This is a genomic window from Faecalibacterium prausnitzii (assembly GCF_003324185.1).
Classification (GTDB): domain Bacteria; phylum Bacillota; class Clostridia; order Oscillospirales; family Ruminococcaceae; genus Faecalibacterium; species Faecalibacterium prausnitzii.
Genome location: NZ_PXUP01000011.1, coordinates 14,106 through 34,356, shown reverse-complemented (window position 1 = coordinate 34,356; position 20,251 = coordinate 14,106). Strand labels below are relative to the sequence as shown.

General features: G+C 46.8%; 21 protein-coding genes. 12 read left to right on the top strand and 9 right to left on the bottom strand.

The annotated features are described in order from the left end of the window. Positions 1-256 precede the first annotated feature (256 nt). The 4 genes from thiI (at position 257) to C7J97_RS08775 (ending at position 4,712) form a co-directional block, all read left to right on the top strand. Entirely contained in the window at positions 257-1,456 is a 1,200-nt protein-coding gene (gene thiI, locus C7J97_RS08790; protein WP_015536741.1) for a tRNA uracil 4-sulfurtransferase ThiI, read from the top strand. A gap of 7 nt (positions 1,457-1,463) precedes the next feature. Next, positions 1,464-2,783: a competence/damage-inducible protein A gene (locus tag C7J97_RS08785; RefSeq protein ID WP_113992789.1), complete on the top strand. Its 1,320-nt coding sequence runs from the start codon at positions 1,464-1,466 to the stop codon at positions 2,781-2,783. A 33-nt stretch (positions 2,784-2,816) separates the two neighbouring features. Beyond that, positions 2,817-3,731, top strand: coding sequence for a competence/damage-inducible protein A (locus C7J97_RS08780; protein ID WP_005928309.1), 915 nt, complete (start codon positions 2,817-2,819; stop codon positions 3,729-3,731). 576 nt (positions 3,732-4,307) lie between these two features. Further along, positions 4,308-4,712, top strand: coding sequence for an AbrB/MazE/SpoVT family DNA-binding domain-containing protein (locus C7J97_RS08775; RefSeq protein WP_015536742.1), 405 nt, complete (start codon positions 4,308-4,310; stop codon positions 4,710-4,712). Positions 4,713-4,769: 57 nt separating this feature from the next. Here the strand turns inward: C7J97_RS08775 and C7J97_RS08770 are convergent, their stop codons facing one another. The 5 genes from C7J97_RS08770 to C7J97_RS08750 all read right to left on the bottom strand — a co-directional run bounded on the left by C7J97_RS08770 (position 4,770) and on the right by C7J97_RS08750 (position 8,967). After that, entirely contained in the window at positions 4,770-6,161 is a 1,392-nt protein-coding gene (locus tag C7J97_RS08770; RefSeq protein ID WP_113992753.1) for a tyrosine-type recombinase/integrase, read from the bottom strand. Next, entirely contained in the window at positions 6,161-7,051 is an 891-nt protein-coding gene (locus C7J97_RS08765) for a helix-turn-helix domain-containing protein (RefSeq protein ID WP_097773971.1), read from the bottom strand. The genes C7J97_RS08770 and C7J97_RS08765 overlap by 1 nt, the downstream gene beginning before the upstream one ends. 90 nt (positions 7,052-7,141) lie before the next feature. Continuing rightward, complete coding sequence (locus C7J97_RS15495; protein WP_005933015.1) at positions 7,142-7,387, bottom strand: helix-turn-helix domain-containing protein; 246 nt, start codon at positions 7,385-7,387, stop codon at positions 7,142-7,144. Positions 7,388-7,417: 30 nt separating this feature from the next. After that, positions 7,418-8,203 carry a DUF6551 family protein gene (locus C7J97_RS08755; protein WP_097773969.1) on the bottom strand — a complete coding sequence of 262 codons (786 nt, stop codon included), beginning with the start codon at positions 8,201-8,203 and terminating at the stop codon, positions 7,418-7,420. Continuing rightward, positions 8,200-8,967, bottom strand: a complete 768-nt coding sequence (locus C7J97_RS08750; RefSeq protein WP_242983479.1) for a type II toxin-antitoxin system PemK/MazF family toxin — start codon at positions 8,965-8,967, stop codon at positions 8,200-8,202. The genes C7J97_RS08755 and C7J97_RS08750 overlap by 4 nt, the downstream gene beginning before the upstream one ends. A gap of 650 nt (positions 8,968-9,617) precedes the next feature. Between C7J97_RS08750 and C7J97_RS08745 the strand changes: the two genes are divergently transcribed. Then, entirely contained in the window at positions 9,618-11,015 is a 1,398-nt protein-coding gene (locus C7J97_RS08745) for an ATP-binding protein (protein WP_113992752.1), read from the top strand. A gap of 56 nt (positions 11,016-11,071) precedes the next feature. Here C7J97_RS08745 and C7J97_RS08740 read toward each other — a convergent pair whose 3' ends face one another. From C7J97_RS08740 to C7J97_RS08725, 4 genes are all read right to left on the bottom strand, one after another. Beyond that, positions 11,072-11,359 carry a helix-turn-helix domain-containing protein gene (locus tag C7J97_RS08740; RefSeq protein WP_005928332.1) on the bottom strand — a complete coding sequence of 96 codons (288 nt, stop codon included), beginning with the start codon at positions 11,357-11,359 and terminating at the stop codon, positions 11,072-11,074. A 526-nt stretch (positions 11,360-11,885) separates the two neighbouring features. Next, the gene (locus tag C7J97_RS08735) at positions 11,886-12,593 is read right to left on the bottom strand and encodes an ImmA/IrrE family metallo-endopeptidase (protein ID WP_181573319.1); all 708 of its coding nucleotides are present in this window, start codon (positions 12,591-12,593) and stop codon (positions 11,886-11,888) included. Beyond that, on the bottom strand, positions 12,593-12,874 hold the full coding sequence (locus C7J97_RS08730) for a hypothetical protein (protein WP_097782383.1): 282 nt from the start codon (positions 12,872-12,874) through the stop codon (positions 12,593-12,595). The genes C7J97_RS08735 and C7J97_RS08730 overlap by 1 nt, the downstream gene beginning before the upstream one ends. A 44-nt stretch (positions 12,875-12,918) precedes the next feature. After that, a complete protein-coding gene (locus tag C7J97_RS08725; RefSeq protein ID WP_242983478.1) occupies positions 12,919-13,077 on the bottom strand; it encodes a hypothetical protein in 159 nt (52 codons plus the stop codon). Positions 13,078-13,324: 247 nt separating this feature from the next. Between C7J97_RS08725 and C7J97_RS08720 the strand changes: the two genes are divergently transcribed. The 7 genes from C7J97_RS08720 to C7J97_RS08690 all read left to right on the top strand — a co-directional run bounded on the left by C7J97_RS08720 (position 13,325) and on the right by C7J97_RS08690 (position 20,225). Next, positions 13,325-14,152, top strand: coding sequence for an XRE family transcriptional regulator (locus C7J97_RS08720; protein WP_113992751.1), 828 nt, complete (start codon positions 13,325-13,327; stop codon positions 14,150-14,152). A gap of 19 nt (positions 14,153-14,171) precedes the next feature. After that, positions 14,172-14,375 (top strand): helix-turn-helix domain-containing protein, encoded by a 204-nt coding sequence (locus C7J97_RS08715; RefSeq protein ID WP_242821978.1) that lies wholly within the window; start codon positions 14,172-14,174, stop codon positions 14,373-14,375. A gap of 350 nt (positions 14,376-14,725) precedes the next feature. Further along, a complete protein-coding gene (locus C7J97_RS08710; protein ID WP_113992750.1) occupies positions 14,726-14,974 on the top strand; it encodes a DUF6061 family protein in 249 nt (82 codons plus the stop codon). A 315-nt stretch (positions 14,975-15,289) separates the two neighbouring features. Next, positions 15,290-16,849 (top strand): cardiolipin synthase, encoded by a 1,560-nt coding sequence (gene cls / locus C7J97_RS08705; protein WP_113992749.1) that lies wholly within the window; start codon positions 15,290-15,292, stop codon positions 16,847-16,849. Positions 16,850-17,059: 210 nt separating this feature from the next. Beyond that, positions 17,060-18,493 (top strand): phospholipase D family protein, encoded by a 1,434-nt coding sequence (locus C7J97_RS08700; protein ID WP_113992748.1) that lies wholly within the window; start codon positions 17,060-17,062, stop codon positions 18,491-18,493. Next, positions 18,472-19,182 (top strand): response regulator transcription factor, encoded by a 711-nt coding sequence (locus C7J97_RS08695; protein WP_005946428.1) that lies wholly within the window; start codon positions 18,472-18,474, stop codon positions 19,180-19,182. Before C7J97_RS08700 ends, C7J97_RS08695 begins: the two co-directional genes overlap by 22 nt. Then, positions 19,182-20,225 (top strand): HAMP domain-containing sensor histidine kinase, encoded by a 1,044-nt coding sequence (locus C7J97_RS08690; protein WP_005929825.1) that lies wholly within the window; start codon positions 19,182-19,184, stop codon positions 20,223-20,225. The genes C7J97_RS08695 and C7J97_RS08690 overlap by 1 nt, the downstream gene beginning before the upstream one ends. Positions 20,226-20,251 lie beyond the last annotated feature (26 nt).

Sequence of the window (20,251 nt, the reverse complement as noted above, 5' to 3'; positions counted from 1 at the left end):
TCCGCTGGGGTGGGACCCTGTTGCCCGCAGGGCAATAGGGCGGGCGATGGAATGGCCCGATTCGTGTCCGAAGAGAAAGCTGTCAGCCGTTCTATGGGAAGATGCAGTTTGCCTGCGCGACCCTAATGCGTGAAAGGGTGAATGGAAAATGACCGCAGTCATTTTCCATTCATAGAGTAAAACAATTTTTCCGCTGAATATGGCCAGAGCGAAAGCGGAGGCCATTATAAATCCCACATCAGGAGATGCAACATTTATGAAGGAAATTATTATGGGCTATCAGGGCGAAATGTCCCTGAAAGGCCTCAATCGCAACCAGTTCGAAGCAGCCATGATGAAGATTCTGCGCTACCGTCTTAAGACGGTGGGCAAGTTCAAGGTGTACTGCACCCAGTCCACTTTTTATATGGAACCTGAGGAAGAGGACGTGGATATGGATCTTGCCTTTGAGCGGGTCAGCAAGGTGTTCGGCCTTGCCGCGCTCAGCCGCGCCGTGGTGTGCGAAAAGGATTTCGATACCATCTGCCAGACCGCCGAGGACTATCTGGGCAGCGCGCTGCACGGCATCCGTACCTTCAAGGTGGAAGCCCGCCGCGCCGACAAGACCTACCCCATGACCAGCCCGGAGCTGATGCGGGAGCTGGGCGCTTATCTGCTGGGCAAGCACAACTACCTGAAGGTGGATGTGCATAACCCGCAGTTCAAGGTCATTGTGGAGATTCGAGATTACGGTGCGTATATTCACGGCCCAAAAATACCGGGTGAGGGCGGTCTGCCCGTGGGCACCAGCGGCCGTGCCCTGAATATGCTCTCTGGCGGCATCGACAGCCCGGTGGCAGCTTATCGCATGGCAAAGCGCGGTCTGGCACTGGATCACATCCATTTCGCGTCCCCTCCGTATACTTCTGAGCGTGCAAAACTAAAAGTAAAGGCTCTGGCACAGCTCATCACCGTGTATACCGGCAGCGCCAACCTGTTTGTAGTGCCCTACACAAAACCCCAGGAATACATTCGGGATAATGCTCCGGATGTGCTGTTCACGGTGCTGATGCGCCGCAGCATGATGCGCATTGCAAACGTGATTGCCAAAAAGCAGGGCTGTGAAGCGCTGGTCACCGGCGAAAGTCTGGCACAGGTGGCAAGCCAGACCGTCAAGGCGCTGCAGTGCACCGATGCTGCACAGGACCTGCCCATCCTGCGCCCGCTCATCGGTATGGACAAGACCGAGATCATTGAGACCTCCCGCCATATCAATACCTTTGAGACCAGCATTCTGCCCTATGAGGACTGCTGCACCATCTTCACCCCGCCGCACCCGAAGATCCGCCCCGAGCTGGAGGAGATCCTTGCCGCCGAAGCTGCCATGCCCGGCCTTGCCGCGTTGGAAGCCGAAGCCGCAGAGCAGACCGAGCGCATCCGGGTGCGCATCACCGATCAGGTAGAATTCGAGGGTTGATTTGTCCATGACAGCAGAGATCATCAGTGTGGGTACCGAGCTGCTGCTCGGCAACATTCTTAACACCAATGCCCAGTACCTTAGCCGGGAGCTGGCCGCGCTGGGCATCACCGTCCGGCGGCAGAGCACCATCGGCGATAACCAGGACCGTCTGGCGGATTTTGTCAACGAGGCAAAGCAGCGGTGCGACCTGCTGGTGTTCACCGGCGGGCTGGGCCCCACGGCAGACGACCTGACCAAGGAGACGGTGGCCGCCTGCTTTGGCGATACCCTTACCTTTGACCCGGAGGAGTGGCAGAAGATCGTGGACTTCTTTACCCGCACCGGGCGCGAGACCACCCCCAACAACCGCAAGCAGGCCATGGTGCCGGTGCACGGGCATAAGGTGGTCAACCACCACGGCACCGCGCCGGGCGCATGGTTCGAGCAGGACGGCCGCTGTGCCGTGCTGATGCCCGGCGTGCCCCATGAGATGAAGGCCATGTGGGAGGAAAGCGTACGCCCACTGCTGCTGGCGCGGCAGAGCTGCGCCCTGCACAGCCTGACGCTGCGGGTGCTGGGCGGCGAGAGCAATCTGGAGTACCGGGTGCGTGCGCTGCTGGAAAACCCGAACCCCACCGCCGCCATCTACTGCAAGACCGGCGAATGCGAGATCCGCATCACCGCCCGGGCGCAGAATGACGCCGAGGCGCAGACCATGTGCCGCGCCTACGCCAAAAAGTTCTATGATCTGCTGGGCGATGCGGTGTATGATGAGGATGTCGCCGGGTTGGAAGAGACGGTGGTGCATACGCTGCAGGCCAACGGCCTGACCATTGCCACCGCCGAAAGCTGCACCGGCGGCATGATCGCCCAGCGCCTGACCAGTGTGTCCGGCGCAAGCGAGGTGTTCGGCTACGGCTTTGTGACCTACTGGGAGCAGGCCAAGGCGAAGCTTGTCGGGGTGGACCCGGCGGTCATTGCGCAATATAATGTGGTGTCGGCTCCCGTGGCGGCGCAGATGGCGCTGGGCGCGGCAAAGGCCGCCGGTGCAGATATCGCGGTCAGCGTTACCGGTCTGGCAGGCCCCGGCGGCGGCGATGCCGTCCGGCCTGTGGGCACGGTGTATCTGGGCGCTGCCCGGGGAGATAAGGCGTATGTGAAGAAGTTGTTCGTCTCCCGCCCGGACCGTGCGCTCATCCGCGCCCGCGCCGCACAGACTGCGCTGGAAATGGCGCTGCGGCTGGCACAGGGCAAGACCCCTGCCGGTACGCAGGTGCTGGCCGAAAGCGCACAGCATGACCCCGCCGCCCTGACCGCCTTGGACGAGACCCTGCGGGCAGAGTAAGGGCGGCCCCTGCGGCCGCAGGGGGGATGCGTCATGACAAATAAGGAAGAGCGCCCGGCAGGCTGCGTGCTGCGGCTGTTCGGTGCACCGGAGCAGACCGTGCAAAAGGCTGTGGAAGCCCTGCCGGACACTTGGCAGGGCACGGTGCACTGCCGCAGCCGGGGTGCGGAAACACTGGTGGCGCTGCAAAGCAGCACCCCGCAGCAGCTGCACCGGGCGGTACAGCAGTTGCGGACAAGCCTTGCCCTGGCACTGTACGGGGAAGGGGAGCAGACCCTTGCCGCTGCCGCAGTGCAGGCGCTGGAACAGCACCGCAAGCTGCTGGTGTGCAGTGATACCGCCGCCGGGGCGCTGCTGGAGACCCGGCTGGAAAACCTTCCCGGCGCGGAAAAGGTATTCGATTTTGGCGCTATGAGCTACGCCAATACCGCGCTCACCGCCCGGCTCAGCCGCAAGCTGCGCAAGGCACCGCAGGCAGAGCCTGCCCGCACACTGGCGCGGGTGCAGGTCATGCAGAAGCTGACCGGTGCCGCGCTGACGGTGGGCTGTGTGGAACTGCCCCAAAGCCGTCTGCTGCTGGTGGGCGGTAAAAAGGGCTGCTGGCTGCGGTGCCTTGCGTCGGACGAGAACCCCGGGCTATGGCTGCTGGATATGCTGCGCCGTGCCGCCTGTGGTCTGCCGCAGGCTGGGGGCACAAACTGGCAGCCCTATGGCAGAGCCGTGCCGGATGCAGCCCTGACCCCTGCCTCCCTCACGGCGGAACAGTCTGCATCGCCGCGCCCGAAGCGCCGCAGGCTGGGCAAGGCACTGGTGGTGCTTTTGCTGCTGGCACTGGCAGCACTGGCTGCGGGCTGGTATTATACCGGCGGCGACCTTGCCGCCCTGCCCCAAAAGCTGCAAAGCCTTGGCGCAGAAAGCCTGCCCCACGCCGGGGCAAGGCTGGTGTGAACGTTGTAGCGGCTATCTTCCATAGAAAAGCAAAAACCAAGCCCGGAGGGTTCGTAAACCTTCCGGGCTTGATTTTGCGCTGGCGTCCCCGATGTGATTCGAACACACGGCCTTCCGCTTAGGAGTAGGGGCTGAAGCCATAAATCCTAGGCAAAAGTAGGTAAAACAAGTAACGTTTTATCAATTGATTTTTTGTTGCGCTGTCAATCTGAGTAAAGAACACAAACCCCGAAATAAAACGAGTAAAAGGCTTTTCATTAGCAGAAAATTAGCAGAGCTAATGAAAAGTGGAAGGTTCATTGTAAAATGCCCACCTTTCATTAGCTGGGAAGTGTACGTTTCCCTACGGATATTTGCTTGTTTAGCATTCGTAAACCAGACCATACAGCCGTAGCTGGTGTGATGGACAAATGTTTTCAATAGAAAAAGACCAGAGCTTTCTGCGAGAAAACTCTGGTCTATGTAACAGTGCGAATGGAAATGCGCATTGTCTTGTAAAAGGAAGGGGCTTATGGTATTCTTACGGGAGTAAAGGCACTGGATGCAAGGAACTTTGCGTGATTTTAGGAGTGTGCGATGGAAAAGAAATTTAATATTGTAGTCGGTGAAGATGGAACTGTAAAACTCCCAGATGCGGTTCTGGAAAAACTTGAAGTCAAACCCGGAGAGGAAGTTCGCTTCGAGGTAGATGACAATTTCTATGCAGTCAGGCTTCTATCGCGGATAGAAGCTGAACGCTTGGATTACTTGAATTGGATGCATAATAAACATTGCCCCTCTATTGAGGAAATGATTGCAGAGTCGAGAAAACAAGCCACTCAGAACATTGTGATCTCCCGTATCCTTGATGGGATGCCGGCAGAAAAAATCGCAGAAGGCTATGAAGTTTCACTCGATTATGTAAAACAGCTTACACATCAGCTGAAGATGGACATAGAGGAAGCTAAGGCGAAAAAACACAAAGAAACGGGATCATCCTAAAACAGATAGCGGCAGTTTTCCATATACGGAAAACTGCCGCTGTTTATGTATAGAGGCTTATAGGTTCTTTGCAAGATTTTTAATGAGTGTAGCCATAGAGGGGTCAGCCAGCAGTTTAGCAAGAGCTGCTGCCGCATCTGTATCGACTGGACTGGCTTTGGGAGTGGATTGCTCTGCGCGAGGGAGGGCTTCAGGCTCTGCACCATGATGCTGATAGAAGAAATCGTCGAATCGTTGTGCGTTCAAACGCCGATCATCATCCAGAATGTGTGCGTACTGCTCGGTGACCATCGAAGCCTGTGCATGACCGGAATCGCCCTGCACGGCTTTGATATCGCCGCCGTTCAGTTTGAGCTTGTATGTAATGCTGGAGTGTCGGAAGCTGTGGAAAACCACTTTTGGGAGATCGTTTTCCTCAATCAGCTGCTTCAATGCACCGTTAATGGTGGATTGTTCGGTCGGCATTCCCAGCGGGCCGGCAACCACGAGATTATAGTCTGCATACTCTGCACCCAGTGCGTCCTTTGTCATGTCCTGCTCGGCTTTATAGTGGACAAGCATTTCAGCAACTGTTTTGGGGAGAAAAATGGTTCGGATACTGCTGTCTGTTTTAGGGCTTTTCAGAACCTGGACCGTGGTGCAGCGGGAACTCAGCGAGGGAAAACGAGTGATGACATTTTTATTTTCCAAGGCGTTCAGCGAAGCAATATCTACACGCTGCAATTCCTTATTTATGTAAATGGAGGCTCGCCCGGCTTCAATGCTTTCGGGGGAGATATCCACACAATCCCATGTCAGACCGAGCAATTCCCCTAAGCGCAGGGAACAAGAGAAGGAGAGGTTGATGCAAAGCCGGAGCCGTGGATCATCACAGACTTCTAAGGCATGGAACAGGGTCTCGGCAGTCCAGATATCACGCTTCTTTGCAGTGTATTTGGGCAAGGTGGCATAAATACAGGGATTCTTTTCCATAAGTTCCCACTTTACAGCCTGCTCAAAGGCACTTCTCAAAATTTTGTGAACCGAACGAACCGTGCCGGGAGAAACGTATTGATGCTGACGCTTTCCACACATAGGGTCAACGGCTTCGTATTTAAGCAGCCGCTGATAATATCCCTCAATTACGCGGGTGGTGAGATCTTGCAGCTTCATTGAGCCGATAAGCGGTTCTATGTAGTTTGAAATCAGTGCAGTGTTTGATTGATAGGTTGAAAGTGCCCATTTGGTTCTTCCGTACAGGGTGACGTATTCTTTAAGCAGGTCTTTTAGAGTTCGGCACTGGGGTGCCACAAAGGTACCGACGGATTCTTTGTATTCGACCTCTTTCTTACGGTTTTTGGCATCTGCAAGGTCGGTAAAGGTTTCCCATTTCTGCTTTAGTGTTCCATTAGTGTGTTTGTAGGTATAGACAACGCAGTATCGGTTATTGCGTTTGACAATGCTAGCCATTATACATCCTCCTCTACTTTACGTTTGGACTTCAGAACTTCATCGAAAGCATCTTTTTGGATGCGTTTTACCCTTCCCAACTTCATCGTTGGAATTCCTTCTTTGAGAACCCACGAGTCAAGTGTTGGGCGGCTGATTCCGTAAAAAGCCTGAATTTCCTGAAAACTGTAGTATTTCCCATTCTTGGGACATTGCAGTTTTAGCGGCGGCTCCTCATGCGTTTCTTTTTTCGGTTTTTGAAGTTGGTATGTAGATTGGCTTTTAAGCCATGCCTTAAAACTTTTTTTGGTAATGCGCGGCCTGTCGGCCACGCGCTCAATGACGAAACAATCTCGGTATTTTTTGCAATCAAGAATCCCATAAACATTCTTGCGTGGGATACCGAGTAGTTTTGCCATTTCCGGGATGGAGATGGTTTGCGCTTCAATCTCCCGGTCACGCTCACGGTCGGCTGCTGTGCGGTAGCGACTTTGTGATCGGTACCACCGCTCAAAGTCCTCTTTGGGAATTCTCATACAGAAGTCTGCCGTTTCTGTTTTCAACTTGCCCTGTCGGATGAGTGTATAGATCGTTTCGGGTTTCACCTTCAATATCTCGGCGGCGTCAGGAACGGAATAGGACCGTCTGCAAAGTTCCTCGCCCGGTGGCGAACCATTGACCTTATGATATTTGACCTGATTGGCATACCATTTCTCAAAGCTGGAAATAACGATACGCCTTTTGTCGTTTATCAGAATGACTTCAAAGAGATTCTTATGAAGCAGCCAATAGCTGTCTGTTTTGCCAAGGCCGAGAAGCTGCCGCATCTCACGAACCGACATGGTGGTTTTGGTAGTGGCAGGTTCAGCTTTTCCGTATAAGGGAGCCGAAGTATTCCGCATATCATCCATGAAAGACACCTCTCTATCTATGTAAAAGTTTAGCCGGGATTTCTCATCCCGGCTAAAGAATAGCAGATTTCGCGTGAAATGTTGAGGATGTCAAACAGCGGGATTGCGTTCAACAGTGCCATCATTGAGCCATGCTTCAAAGCTGGCTTTGGAAATACGGTAAGCGCCGCTTACCTTGAACCAGCGGAATTCGTTCTGCTTCAGTAGACGGTAGACAGTGGGACGGCTCAGGAGCAGCATTTCCATCAGGTCTTCTACGGTATAGCAGCGGCTGTCCTTTGCTGTGGAAACAGGGGAGGAAACCGAGTTGGGCGAAGGTTCTTCATGGATAATCATTGGATAATACCTCGTTAAATATACTTAAAGTTAAAACTTGAGCGGCAATGCAGCCCGGCGGCTGCCACCATTATAAATAGTATAGACCTGCTGAAGGTACTTCGTCTTGCCGGGAAGGCTTACGCCTGCGGTTCGTGCAAGGCGAAAAATCGTGAATGCATCGACCTGCCGCAGTTTGGCAATCAGACGGCTTTTACTGTATTCGGAGTGGTACAGTTCTACAAAGCGGCAGATGCCGAGCAGATTTGCAGAACTCATGGAATCAGGTTCTCCGTCCCACGCATTCAGCAAAACATCAAGGGATTCGATATACAGTTCAGGACCAAGCCGGATGAATTCGTGATAGGCGGTTGCGATGCAGCTGATCCGCTGCTTGCCCCGGCCTTCTTCAAAAGAAAGATGAACGCCAGCCAATTCGGTGGCCTGCTGGAATGCAACGGCAGCAGGCTCCCCTGCAAAAATCAGGGCACGGAGCTTCTGTCCTGCACTCAGCCGTTCCGAAATGCCTGTCTGCTGTGCAAACAGGAGGGCTTCTTCTCGTTCTGTCATACCAAAATAAACCTTGCAGCGAATCTGCAAATCTTCGCCGCCGTTCAGAAATTTCCGTGCAGCGATGGTGTTCTGTCCGTCCATCACATAGTAGTGACCATCCCGGAAGCTGATCTTCGGCTCATTGGCAACCCGCTCGTCAAATTCTTTTGCGATGCGGGCAACACGAGCGGGGTGAAGAGCACGCTGATAAGTGTCGCGCGGCACGATCAGTTCGCTGCTGTTCAGGCACATCTCATGGTAAGGTTTTACAACTGCGTTCATCATAAAGGAACCTCCTTCTTCTTTTGCAGAAAATCAATTCCTGATTGGATAATCAAACCGATTTTTTTCTTTTCGTTATCGGATAAGCGGAAACTGGAATACCGTTCATAACAGATATTCCAGCGGAACATAAGCGATTGAAGTGCATCATCCAGTTCTGCGACCATGAACTCAACAGAAGATTCTGTCGGGGTGGAGAGCATCCTTTCCGATATCTGCTCAATGCTATGTAGATCGCCTTTTGTGTGCTTGGCGAGAGCAGGGGGCTGACTGTTCAGCACACGAAGATTCTGAAACTGCTGGGAGAGCAGCTCTTTTGCAGCGGCGAGAACATCCTCCTGCGGAGGAGCCGTAAGGTATTTTCGGAATGACTTGTATCCAATGAACCCAAAGCTGTATTGCAGACACACTGACACTTGCCGCATTTCATATTTGGACAGGTGCCCAAGGTAGCTTAACACTCTGGATTTATCTGCGGGGCGCGGGCTTTCGCAAATCGCCATAGATGGCGCACTCAAAAAACGATTGTGTAGAATAAAATGCGTTGGCATATTTCGCTTTTTGATCTGTGTTGTCAGCGGAACGACCAGAAGAACATTGGAGTAAAAATTACCGTCATCGTTCTGGACAACGATGGCAGGTCGGACACCGCCTTGCTCGGAACCGCTGTAAGGGTTCAAGTCCATCATGTAGACATCCCCGCGCTTGTACATCCAGTTTGCGGGCATAGGCGGATACTCTTTCTCTTTTTTACCTCGTGTGGCCAATTTGGATTTCTCCTTTCTATCCGTATATGTAACAGTGGACTGCTCGCACAGCCCACCCTACTATCTCAAACAGCAAATTGCTGTGATTTATAGTTCTATACCTTTCCGTATTTGTCCCCGACATCCCCGGAAAACGAAAACTCAGTTTTCGTGTGGGAAAACTTTCAGCCGTCCGGCAGCGTACCGAATCCATAGGGTTCTCACCTCTCCGTGGTTCTCACCGAGCTGCCCGAAGGCAGAAGTATCATTATTCTGTGATGGATCATAGCTATGGAGAAGCTGTCATCCATTTACCGTCAACCTACCGCTCATTCCCTCAGTGGGAGATCATCGCATTTGTTACGGACGTGGCTCATCATCACAGGAACGTGACTGAAGAATGCGTGTTCAATTTTCAAGGGGCGGGATAGCTTGAGGGCTGCTTTGAACGCTTTCCGAAGCTATGGCTGTATTGTAACCGATGCGGAACGAAATGAACAGGAACTCAGAGTTCACAATTTTTGAGGAAAATAGGAAGTATCGTTCCTGTTTCTCGATGAACCGTCAAAAATATATTTCTTGACTTTATGTAAGAAATGAAGTATTATACTCGTAAGAAACTAACTTACGAGTATATAAATTCGATAAATACACTTTGGGGAGGGAACAAAATGAGCCGATTTTACTGCCGCGATGAGGAACTTCGGAAGTTAAACAAACGATATGAGAATGGAAAGTTTGAATGCGTTGTCATTTACGGCAGACGCCGTGTTGGAAAAACTGCGCTGATCAATGAATTCTGCAAGGATAAACCGACCATTTTCTTCTCTGCCTTGAATACGACCGGAAAAGAAAATCTGGAAGCCTTGTCCAAGGCAATCATGAGTTTTGAACGACCCAATGCAGAATCATCTCCGGAATTTACAACCTACGATGCAGCATTGGACGAACTGACAGCTCTCTCCAAGGAGCAGCGGATCGTATTTGTAATTGATGAGTATCCTTATCTTGCAAAGGCTAAACCCGCTATTTCCGCAATGCTTCAGCACATCATCGACCATAAATGGACAGAGTCCCAAATGTACCTGATCCTGTGTGGCTCGTCCATGAGTTTTATGGAAAGTCAGGTTTTGGGCAAAGAAAGCCCTCTGTATGGGCGCAGAACAGCGCAATTCAAGATCATGCCGCTGGATTACAAGGAAACAGCGGTGTTCCATCCGAATCTGTCCGAGGAAGATAACGCCCTGATTTATGGCATCACAGGCGGCGTTCCGCATTATATCAACAAATTGGATGTTCGGGACAGCGTAGATGAAGCACTGATGGAAAACTTGTTTGACCGTTCCAGCTACCTCTATGAGGAACCGGCCAACCTGTTAAAGCAGGAGCTGCGTGAGCCGGCAATTTATAATGCAATCATCAAGGCAATTGCAGAGGGGGCTTCTCGCCTGAATGATATCACCACGAAAGTTGGTGAAGAAAACTCTGTGGTGGCGAAGTACCTCAAAACGTTGATAGACCTTGGAATCGTCAAAAAGGAAACGCCGATCACTGAGAAACCGGGCAAAAAAACGATCTATCTTCTGGCAGACAATTTTTTTCGTTTTTGGTACCGTTTTGTGCCGGTCAATGCAAGTGCCATTGATTCGGGGCGGATCGCAAAGACCTACCCCCATGCGGTGAAGCAGTATTTTCCAGACTATATGGGTCTGATTTTTGAGAAGATGTGCCAAGACTACTTGCTCTATTATGCGAATGATCTTCCTATCGAGTTGAGTGAGATTGGGCAGTGGTGGGGAACCGACCCTCAAAAAAAGAAGCAGATACAAATCGATATTGTCGGTAGGCCGGTTGAGGGCAATGACTATATCATCGGCTCCTGCAAATATCGCAATGAAAAAATCGGTTTGGACGAACTGGAACTGATTCGGGAATATGCAGCAGTCTTTGGGAAAGGAACAAACTACCACTACTACATTTTCTCGAAAGGCGGATTTACGGACGGCCTGCTTCAGGCACAGGAACGCGGAGAAGTACAGCTGCTTACCCTTGCCGATATTTTTGAATAACACAAGAAACGCTCTTGTCGGTGTAAAACCGGCAGGAGCGTTTCTTGTTGAAGTGATTATAAAAGACCTTTGATTTTTTCAAGATGATCTATAGCGGCTTGCAGTTCATTTTGAAACTGATCCCTAGAAGGATCTCGGCCCAAAAGAAGATAATCCATACTGACATGGAAGTATTCTGCAATATCGATCAGGATTTTTACAGAGCCATTGGAGCTTCCCCTTTCAAGATCGCCGAGGTGGCGATGGGAAACACCAAGTTTTTCAGCAAGTTTTTCCTGCGATAACTTCGCATTTGTACGCAAAGTAAAAATACGGTTACCAATAGCATTCGGATCAAAACTCATGTGTGACCTCCAAATTTTCGATAAAGCGTGAGAAGTCGAAAACTCGGAGTTGCTACGGATATCTAGCCGCTTGGGGCATCCACGAAAAACGGACAAACATAAAGCCTGCTCCTTTTTACGGGAGCAGGCTTCCTGAAGGCTAAAAAAATAGCCGGACAACAACCAACTGAGAGATCTTCAAAGAAAATCTCTCAATCAGCTGTTGCCCGGCTATTTGGAGCACGTTTCATACATTGCCTTGCGGCAATGGCCCGTTGCTCGGAGCGAACAGTCCATATTCAGGGTGCAATGCACCCGTATTTGTTAAAATGACTGGAAAATCACCGGCATCTAAATGCCAGATCAAGTCTCAGGGTTTCTTTGCATCTATTGCACTTCACTTGTAGTATACCTGAACACCCCTCGATTTTTTGGTATAACTTATTTCCACAAACAGGGCAAAATCTCCAGCCTATGCTAAATTCTGCCTGCTGTGTAGTAGTCGGTGCTTTACCGGCAAAGGGACGGTTCTTTAACTGAATCATATTCATTCTCCAAATCGCATGATGTCCAATGGATGGCAGTGGATGGGTTTGCCTTTTATAACCTGCATCTGCTGCAGTCTGATCCTGATTGCAGACCAAGAAACCCCAATCCGTCGAGCCATCTCCAGAATTTTTTCATAGTTAGGGTCAGACACTGATTTGTACAGAATCCCATTTGGCAGAGTCAACGCTACACGTTCTATTTCGGCATTGATCAGAAATGTTGGCATCAGCAGCTCTGCTGCAAGGGTATCCGCCTGCCATTCTTCCCACGAGGGCTTTCCGTTTCTCTCCCGATAGGCAATGTGCCCACGGCACTTGACTGCTTTTCCGTAGTCGTTCGGAAACAGATCAGCCAAAATCTGATGTGCTGCTTCATGCGCTATGGTGAAATTCCGGCATCCAGTGCATCTGTCTGCCGCAAGAGCAGAATCGATTACGATATCCCTCGGCATAAATACTTCAACAAGCTTTGTTCCATCCTCAAGGGTTGCTGTGAAGCTACATCTCTGGAAAACCGTTAATCCAAGGATGTGACCATCGCTACACAGCGGCAACATCTTTAGGTTCAGTCCAAGAACAGAATTTGCAAACTGCTCTGGGTTAATAGGAGCGGGGTCATTTTTGCTTATTCCGAAGAGTGCATAGTACATTTCAATATATTTGCCTGCTATGCACGAGAGTTCTGCACGCGATAAGTATCTTGCCATTATGAAGCCCTACCTTCTGATGTGGCACAGTAGGCTTCCACGAACCACTTGCCCTTTTCAAGCCAAAGATTCCGCTTCTGCCCGCAAATCAGGCAGGTGAAGCAATGCCCTTTCACGCCAAAACGTGATGTACCGTGCTTGACTGCCAAGACACGATCAATTCCATAAGTGCGAGTCTTGTCATAGTTTATGGCAAGAGGACGGATCTTGCCGTCAGGAGTAAAACGAACATCCACTCCGACGTATCTTTTCTCACGGCGAAGGTTGTAATCACCACACATCAGAAATCCTCCTTTTTTGCAGATCTATCAGAACACCGCGTGCATTACTTGCGAATCATACTGCGTGCCACGAGCTGCTTTTCGCTCAACACCGGAACGGACACTGTATGTTTTTTCCACTCTTCCATAGAGCAGGTCACTGCTTTGCACAGACGGCATTTTGTCCAGCCACCGGTTTCATCAAGATCCACATCGTAGTTCATAGTTCCACACATCGGGCATCTTACATTTTCTTTTCTCATAGTATCGCCTCTCAAAAACACCGAATAAACACATTTCCTGTCCCAAATTAACACCAAAAGGCTGTTATTCGTGGATTTGATTCGATTATACACCCACTTTTTGGAGATATCAATTACGCATTTGTCGCTATTTTAGAGATTTCTTATTGATTTCCTGTATTTTCTATACTATAATAGGGCTATCGGATCACAAAGGAGTGTTCTTGTTATGAAAAAGAAAACCACGCTCACAAAAATGCACATAGCCCCATCCACAGTGCGCTATGATGCAGTCGCTGCGAGGGATAGCAATGAGGTTGGTCAGATTCTCGCAGGCACACGAAAAAGGAATGGTTATTCACTTGTAGCTTTCTCTGAACTTCTCCGTCACTATGGCGTCGATGTCAGTGATAAAGGAATCAGCAAATGGGAAAAAGGCTATACCACTCCCAGCATCTATCAACTAGTTGCAATCTGCTACGCATTGAACATCAAGGAGGGTCCCTCCTACTTTACAAAGAACTTTCAGAAACCCGCCCTTCTAAATGACATCGGGCAAAAAAAAGTCGCTGAGTACGAAATGGACTTGATTGCATCCCGGCGCTACCAGCCAGACACAGAAGAGCCTGCGGAAATCGACTGCATAATGATGCCTGTGTCAGAGCTGCCAGTATCGGTAGGTCTAGGAGCTTTTCTTGAGGGTGAAATGTTCCAGCAGATACAAGTGCCTGCCAGTAGTGTTCCGGCTGGTGCCGAGTTCGGGATATACGTTAGCGGTGATAGTATGGAACCACGTTATCATAGCGGACAAATCGTATGGGTAAAGCGCTGCGAAGAACTTGAATGCGGAGATATCGGGATATTCGTATATGATGACTGCGGATATCTGAAAAAATACGATGAACATACCCCAGACAAGTCCCAAGCAGAGCTCCTTACCGACAGCTATGGCGTGGTGCATAACCAACCGGTTTTGGTTTCTCTTAACACCAAATATTCGCCAATCCTTATATCTCCAGAGCAAAGATTTGAGATCGTTGGAAAAGTTTTGAACTAAAAAGATGGGAGGGATTTTCGTGGATACGATCAAACGTGTTCAGGATTTGATGCAAGAGCGTGATATGAATCTGTGTGTGTTGACAAAAAAATGCGGGATATCGTACTCCACAATCCAAAGTACTGCCCGTCGAGGAGGGCAGTTAAGCGTAGAGACGATTGAAAGAATTTGTCAGGGTTTGGGAATTACATTAAAAGACTTCTTCGATTCTTCATATTTGTAAATATGGCAGAAAAAAGCCGTTCACCGAGCTAGAAAACCTGCGCGGTGAACGGCTTTAATATTGCTTCTATTTATTCCCAATAGCATTCACGCATCAAGATGTAGCAGTCATTTTATATGTGGTTCTGACAACAAAAAGAAGTGGAAGTATTCCTATGTTGGAATGCTCCCACTCTTTAGGGATCACAATTCTTGAGTTCTCAGTGCATTTTCAAGCATTTGACGATAATCTTCACAAACCTTTTGGGGTGTGCCATAATAACTCGTGATGAATTCAGTTGCCTTAAATTCATACGAGCAGTGACACGACCAACTGGATTCAGAGGATGAATACATACAGGAGGTTCTAGTATGAACAAATTGATTTCCTGCCACTATAACATGGACACTAACCGGGTGGAAGCCCGGTTCGAGGATGGCACTACCCTTGCCATCGACTGCATCGCCGTGGAGGACGAATACGGCAACACCCCGGCACAGCGGGCAGAACTAGACTGGCTGCTGTACAATAAACCGCTGGAGTACGCACAAATGGTGCTGAGAGGGGAGATTGAGCATTATCTCTCGCTTGGTTGCGACCATGGAAGATTGGAAGATTGATTGACAAGGTTACATAACAGTTAACACAGCTTGCATTTGCCCTGCAATTTTTCAGAATGGAACGCCCCAAGGGCATCCGGTCTATATCCGGCAGATTTTTCATAAAGAATCTGCCGGGTATTTTTGTTTGTCATACCTATTGCAATTCTGACTATTTGGAATATACTTGTAAGTATCAAATTATTTCACTGTATGAGGACATCCGCACCAAACTTATCCAGTCCGGTGTAATGAAATGCAGAGAATAAAAGACAAAATTGGTATGTTCCACGAAATTTAGGGAGAAAACTGAGCAAGTAGGAAGGCGGAATATATATGAAACAAGATACTTTAGAGGGCAAAGCAAAAACAAAAAATGGGGTAAAACGGCTGTGTTTTTCCATAATCTGCATTCTTCTGGAAGTGATTTTTATTATTACTATCGTAACACGCTTGAATGAATATGCAGAAGTCATAAATTTATTTACAAGGATTTTGAGTGGGATCTTGGTTTTGGGATTGTACGCATCAAATAAGACATCCTCTATGAAAATGCCTTGGGTCATCTTAATTCTAATTTTCCCAATTATGGGTGTAGGCCTGTATTTGTTGATTGGTTTGAATGGTGGCACACATAAAATGCGTGAGCGGTATGCAGAAATTGATAGCAAATTGTTACCAATGCTTCCGGACAGTCAGGAGTGTTTGAGCAGAATAAAAGAAACAATTCCGAAAGCAGGAAATATAGCAAGTTACATACAAAGAAATTCGCAGTATCCAATCTATCAGAATACGGATATTGTGTATTTTGATGAAGCAGTGAAAGGATTAGAGGCACAGCTTAAGGATTTGGAGAAAGCACAAAAGTTTATCTTTATGGAATATCATGCGATAGAAGACGCTGAAGCATGGCATAAGATTCAAGATGTTCTGGAAGAGCGAGTAAAAGCAGGTGTGGAAGTTAGAGTATTCTACGATGATATGGGTTCTATAGGCTTTATTAACACAGATTTTGTGAAAAAAATGGAGACAATAGGAATTCATTGCCGTGTATTCAATCCGTTTATGCCAGGTTTAAATCTGTTTTTGAACAATCGTGATCATAGAAAAATAACAGTTATTGATGGAAAAGTCGGATTTACAGGTGGATATAATCTAGCAAACGAATATTTTAATTACACACACCCGTATGGACAGTGGAAAGATACAGGTATTCGTTTAGAAGGAGATGCTGTTCAGTCGCTTACAGTGACATTTTTAGAAATGTGGAATGCTGTTAGTGAAAAAGCTACGAATGATACTGATTTTAGTAAATACATTATTCATTACGATTATAAAGCACAGCAAACAGGTTTTGTTCAGCCTTATGCAGACAGTCCTATGGATAATGAGCAGGTCGGAGAAGAAGTTTATATCAGTATGATAAATAAAGCTGAAAAATATTGTTGGTTTATGACTCCATATCTAATCATAACAGATGAAATGACGCATGCGTTATGTCTGGCTGCTAAGCGAGGGGTAGACGTAAGAATTATCACACCTGGTATCCCTGATAAAAAATTCATTTATAGTGTAACTCGTTCTTTTTATCATGGATTAGTTAAACATGGTGTTCGTGTTTATGAGTGGACTCCTGGTTTCTGTCATGCAAAAATGAGTGTGGCAGATGACTGTATGGCAACTTGTGGAACAATTAATTTGGATTATCGAAGTTTATATCACCATTTTGAAAACGGCTGTTTTATGGCAGATTGTCAGGCAGTTGTGGAAATAAAAAATGATCTGATAAGAACGATGGGAGAATGTCGTGATGTGACAGACCAATATCAAACCGGACGAAGTGCATATTTGCGACTGGGACAATTATTTATGAGATTATTTGCTGGATTGCTATAAGAATCTGATGAAACGACCTTTCAAAAAACAGTTGATTTAGAAGTTAACTGTTTTTGAAAGGCCGTTTTTGCTATATCTAACAGTCTGTTGTACAAAGAAGATTTTGCATGGATGAAAAAACAAACCTTGTTGAGGTTAAATTGAGCTTTCCATTGTATTGTATTGCTAATGAATAAGAATAAGAAATAAAAAGAAATCAGATGATGTACAATGAAAAAGCATAAAATATGTAAAATCCTTCTTGTTATACTGGCAATTTTTTTATGTGTGGCTTTTTATGAATTGCTCGGAATCTGCGTTGCATATAAAAAGCAGCCGGAAGTGTCCAATACAACCAAAAAAGAAACAAAAAATGGGTCATGGAACGAATGCAGTGAAAATACAGAACGGGCAGTAATCATAGAAAAGAATCCAGAAGCGCTTTTACAAAGAGTGCGTTTGATCAAGAATGCAAAAAAGGAAATTATTCTTTCTACTTTTGCATTTCAATCCGATGAAAGTGGAAAATTGATCTTAGGAGCACTGCATGATGCGGCAGACAGAGGTGTACATATTCGTCTGTTAGTAGATGGAATGGAGAGCTGGATTGATATGGAAGGAAATCCGTATTTCTATGGATTATCTTCCCATGAGAATGTTGAAATTAAACTGTATAATAAGGCCAATCCGTTGAAACCGTGGAAAATGATGGGTAGAATGCATGATAAATATTTGATTGCAGATGGAAAGAGATATATTCTTGGGGGAAGAAATACATACAATTATTTCCTGGGTGATTTTCCGGGACATAAGAACTATGACAGAGACGTGTTAGTGGTTTGCGATGAACCTGAGAAAGAAAATTCAGTTAACCAGTTGTTAGAGTATTTTGAAACGATATGGGAACAAGAAGACAGTGATTATTTTCATGACAATAAAAAACTGGCAAATAGAAAATCTGTAAAGAACGCAGTTTTAGAGCTGCAGAACGGCTATCAGAAATATTTTGAAGAGAATAAGGAAAGAATCTGCGATACCGATTACACGGACGAAACTTTTGAGACAGAAAAGATTGCATTAGTGTCAAATCCTATTCACACAGGTTCCAAAGAACCAGTAGTGTGGTATCAGTTGGGAGAATTGATGAAAAATGCAAAAAATCGTGTGAAGATCCACACGCCATATATTATCTGTAATGATATGATGTATAATACATGGGAGGAGATTGCAGAGAACGTTTCAGATTTTTCTATCATGACAAATTCAGTTGCGAATAATGGGAATCCATTTGGGGCTGCCGATTATGCGAAAAACAGAAATAGAATCTTAAGTACAGGAATTAATATCTGGGAATATGAAGGCGGTTATTCATACCACGGAAAAAGTATTCTGATTGACGATGATCTGTCTGTAATCGGTTCCTTTAATATGGACATGAGAAGTGCATATCTGGATACGGAACTGATGCTTGTAATTCGCAGTAAAGATATTAATAAACAGTTGGAAGAGGGCATGATGGACTATGAAAGAGTGTCCCGCCAGGTATTGGAAGATGGAACCTATCGTGATCCATATCATGTAGAGCCAATCGAATTAACAAAGAAACGTCAGAGAAAAATATTTTTGGTACAGCATCTGCTTGGATGGGCAAGGTATCTGTTTTAATAAGGAGGAAGGAAAACGTGTTTCAAATATTGATTGTAGAAGATGATAAAGAATTAAGCCAGCTATTCCAAAAAGTGCTTGAGAAGAATGGATATCAAGTCAAAAGTGCATCGGATGGAGCACAGGCATTAGAAGTATTGGTTAAGGAATATATTGATCTGATCATTTCTGATATTATGATGCCGGTTATGGATGGTTATGAACTGGTGTCGGAACTCCGTTCAGCAGGATATCAGATACCTGTACTTATGATCACTGCGAAAGGTTCCTTTGATGATATGCGCCAGGGATTTCTTTCGGGAAGTGACGATTATATGGTAAAACCGGTAAATGTGAATGAAATGGTTTTAAGAGTCGGAGCACTGCTTCGCCGTGCACAGATACTGAATGAACACAAAATTGTGATCGGTTCAACAGAGTTTGATTATGATGCAATGACGGTTACAACTGATAAGGAAAGTCTTGTTTTGCCTAAAAAAGAATTCCTGCTTTTATATAAGCTTGCAGCTTCGCCAGGCAGAATATTTACAAAACAACAGTTGATGGATGAAGTATGGGGATACGAGACGGAGGCAGACCCACATACGATAGAGGTACATATAGGAAGAATCAGGGAGCGTTTGAAAGATAACCCTGATTTTGAAATCGTAACAATGCGTGGAATTGGATACAAGGTGGTGAAAAAATAATGGAACAAAAGAAAGAAAAAGGATTGCGGATCCGATCCTGTCTGACTGGTGCAATCTGGCTGGCACTTGTATTTTCAACAGTCATATCTGCGTTATTATTTGCTTTTTTGAATCATTTTTTTAATCTGCCGGGCAGCATACCTGTGCTTGGCTGGCTTTTGATTTTCAATACATTGATTGCAGGGCTGATCACTTCCTTTATTAATGCAAAGTTACTGGAACCAATTACAAGACTTAGTAAAGCAATGAAGGAAGTTTCTCGGGGAGATTTTGAACAGCATTTGGAAACGAACAGCCGTATAGCAGAAGTTGGAGAATCTTATCAAAGTTTTAACGTTATGACAAAAGAACTTCGTGCAACAGAGGTGCTGCAGATGGATTTTGTATCTGATGTTTCTCATGAGTTTAAGACCCCGATTAATGCCATTGAAGGATATACAATGCTGCTTCAGGGAGAAGAACTGTCTCCGGATCAAGAGGAATATGTAGAAAAAATCTTATTTAACACCCAAAGACTTTCCGGATTGGTTGGTAATATTTTGCTGTTATCCAAGTTAGAGAATCAGAATATACCAATGAAAAAAACAGAATATCGTCTGGATGAACAGATCCGCCAGGCAGTTCTTTCATTGGAAACAAAATGGACAGAAAAAGAAATTGGTTTTCAGGTAGAATTGGAGGAAGTTAAATATACTGCGAATGAAGGACTTTTTATGCATATCTGGATAAATCTTTTAGATAATGCGATTAAGTTCAGCCCTTCAAAGGGGACAATTACGATGTTTCTGAAACAAGAACAGGATTCTGTTAAGTTCATTCTGGAAGATGAAGGACCAGGAATAGAGGATGATGTAAAATCCAGAATATTTGACAAGTTCTATCAGGTAGATGGATCTCATAAAGCAGAAGGAAATGGCCTAGGTCTTGCACTTGTAAAACGGATTGTAGATAGTGCCGGAGGAACAATCAAAGCAGAAAACCGTGAATATGGTGGATGCAGATTTGTTATAGAGCTGCCAAAGCAGAAAGATGAGATTATCTAGTTTTAAGATAAATTAGAATATGGGAG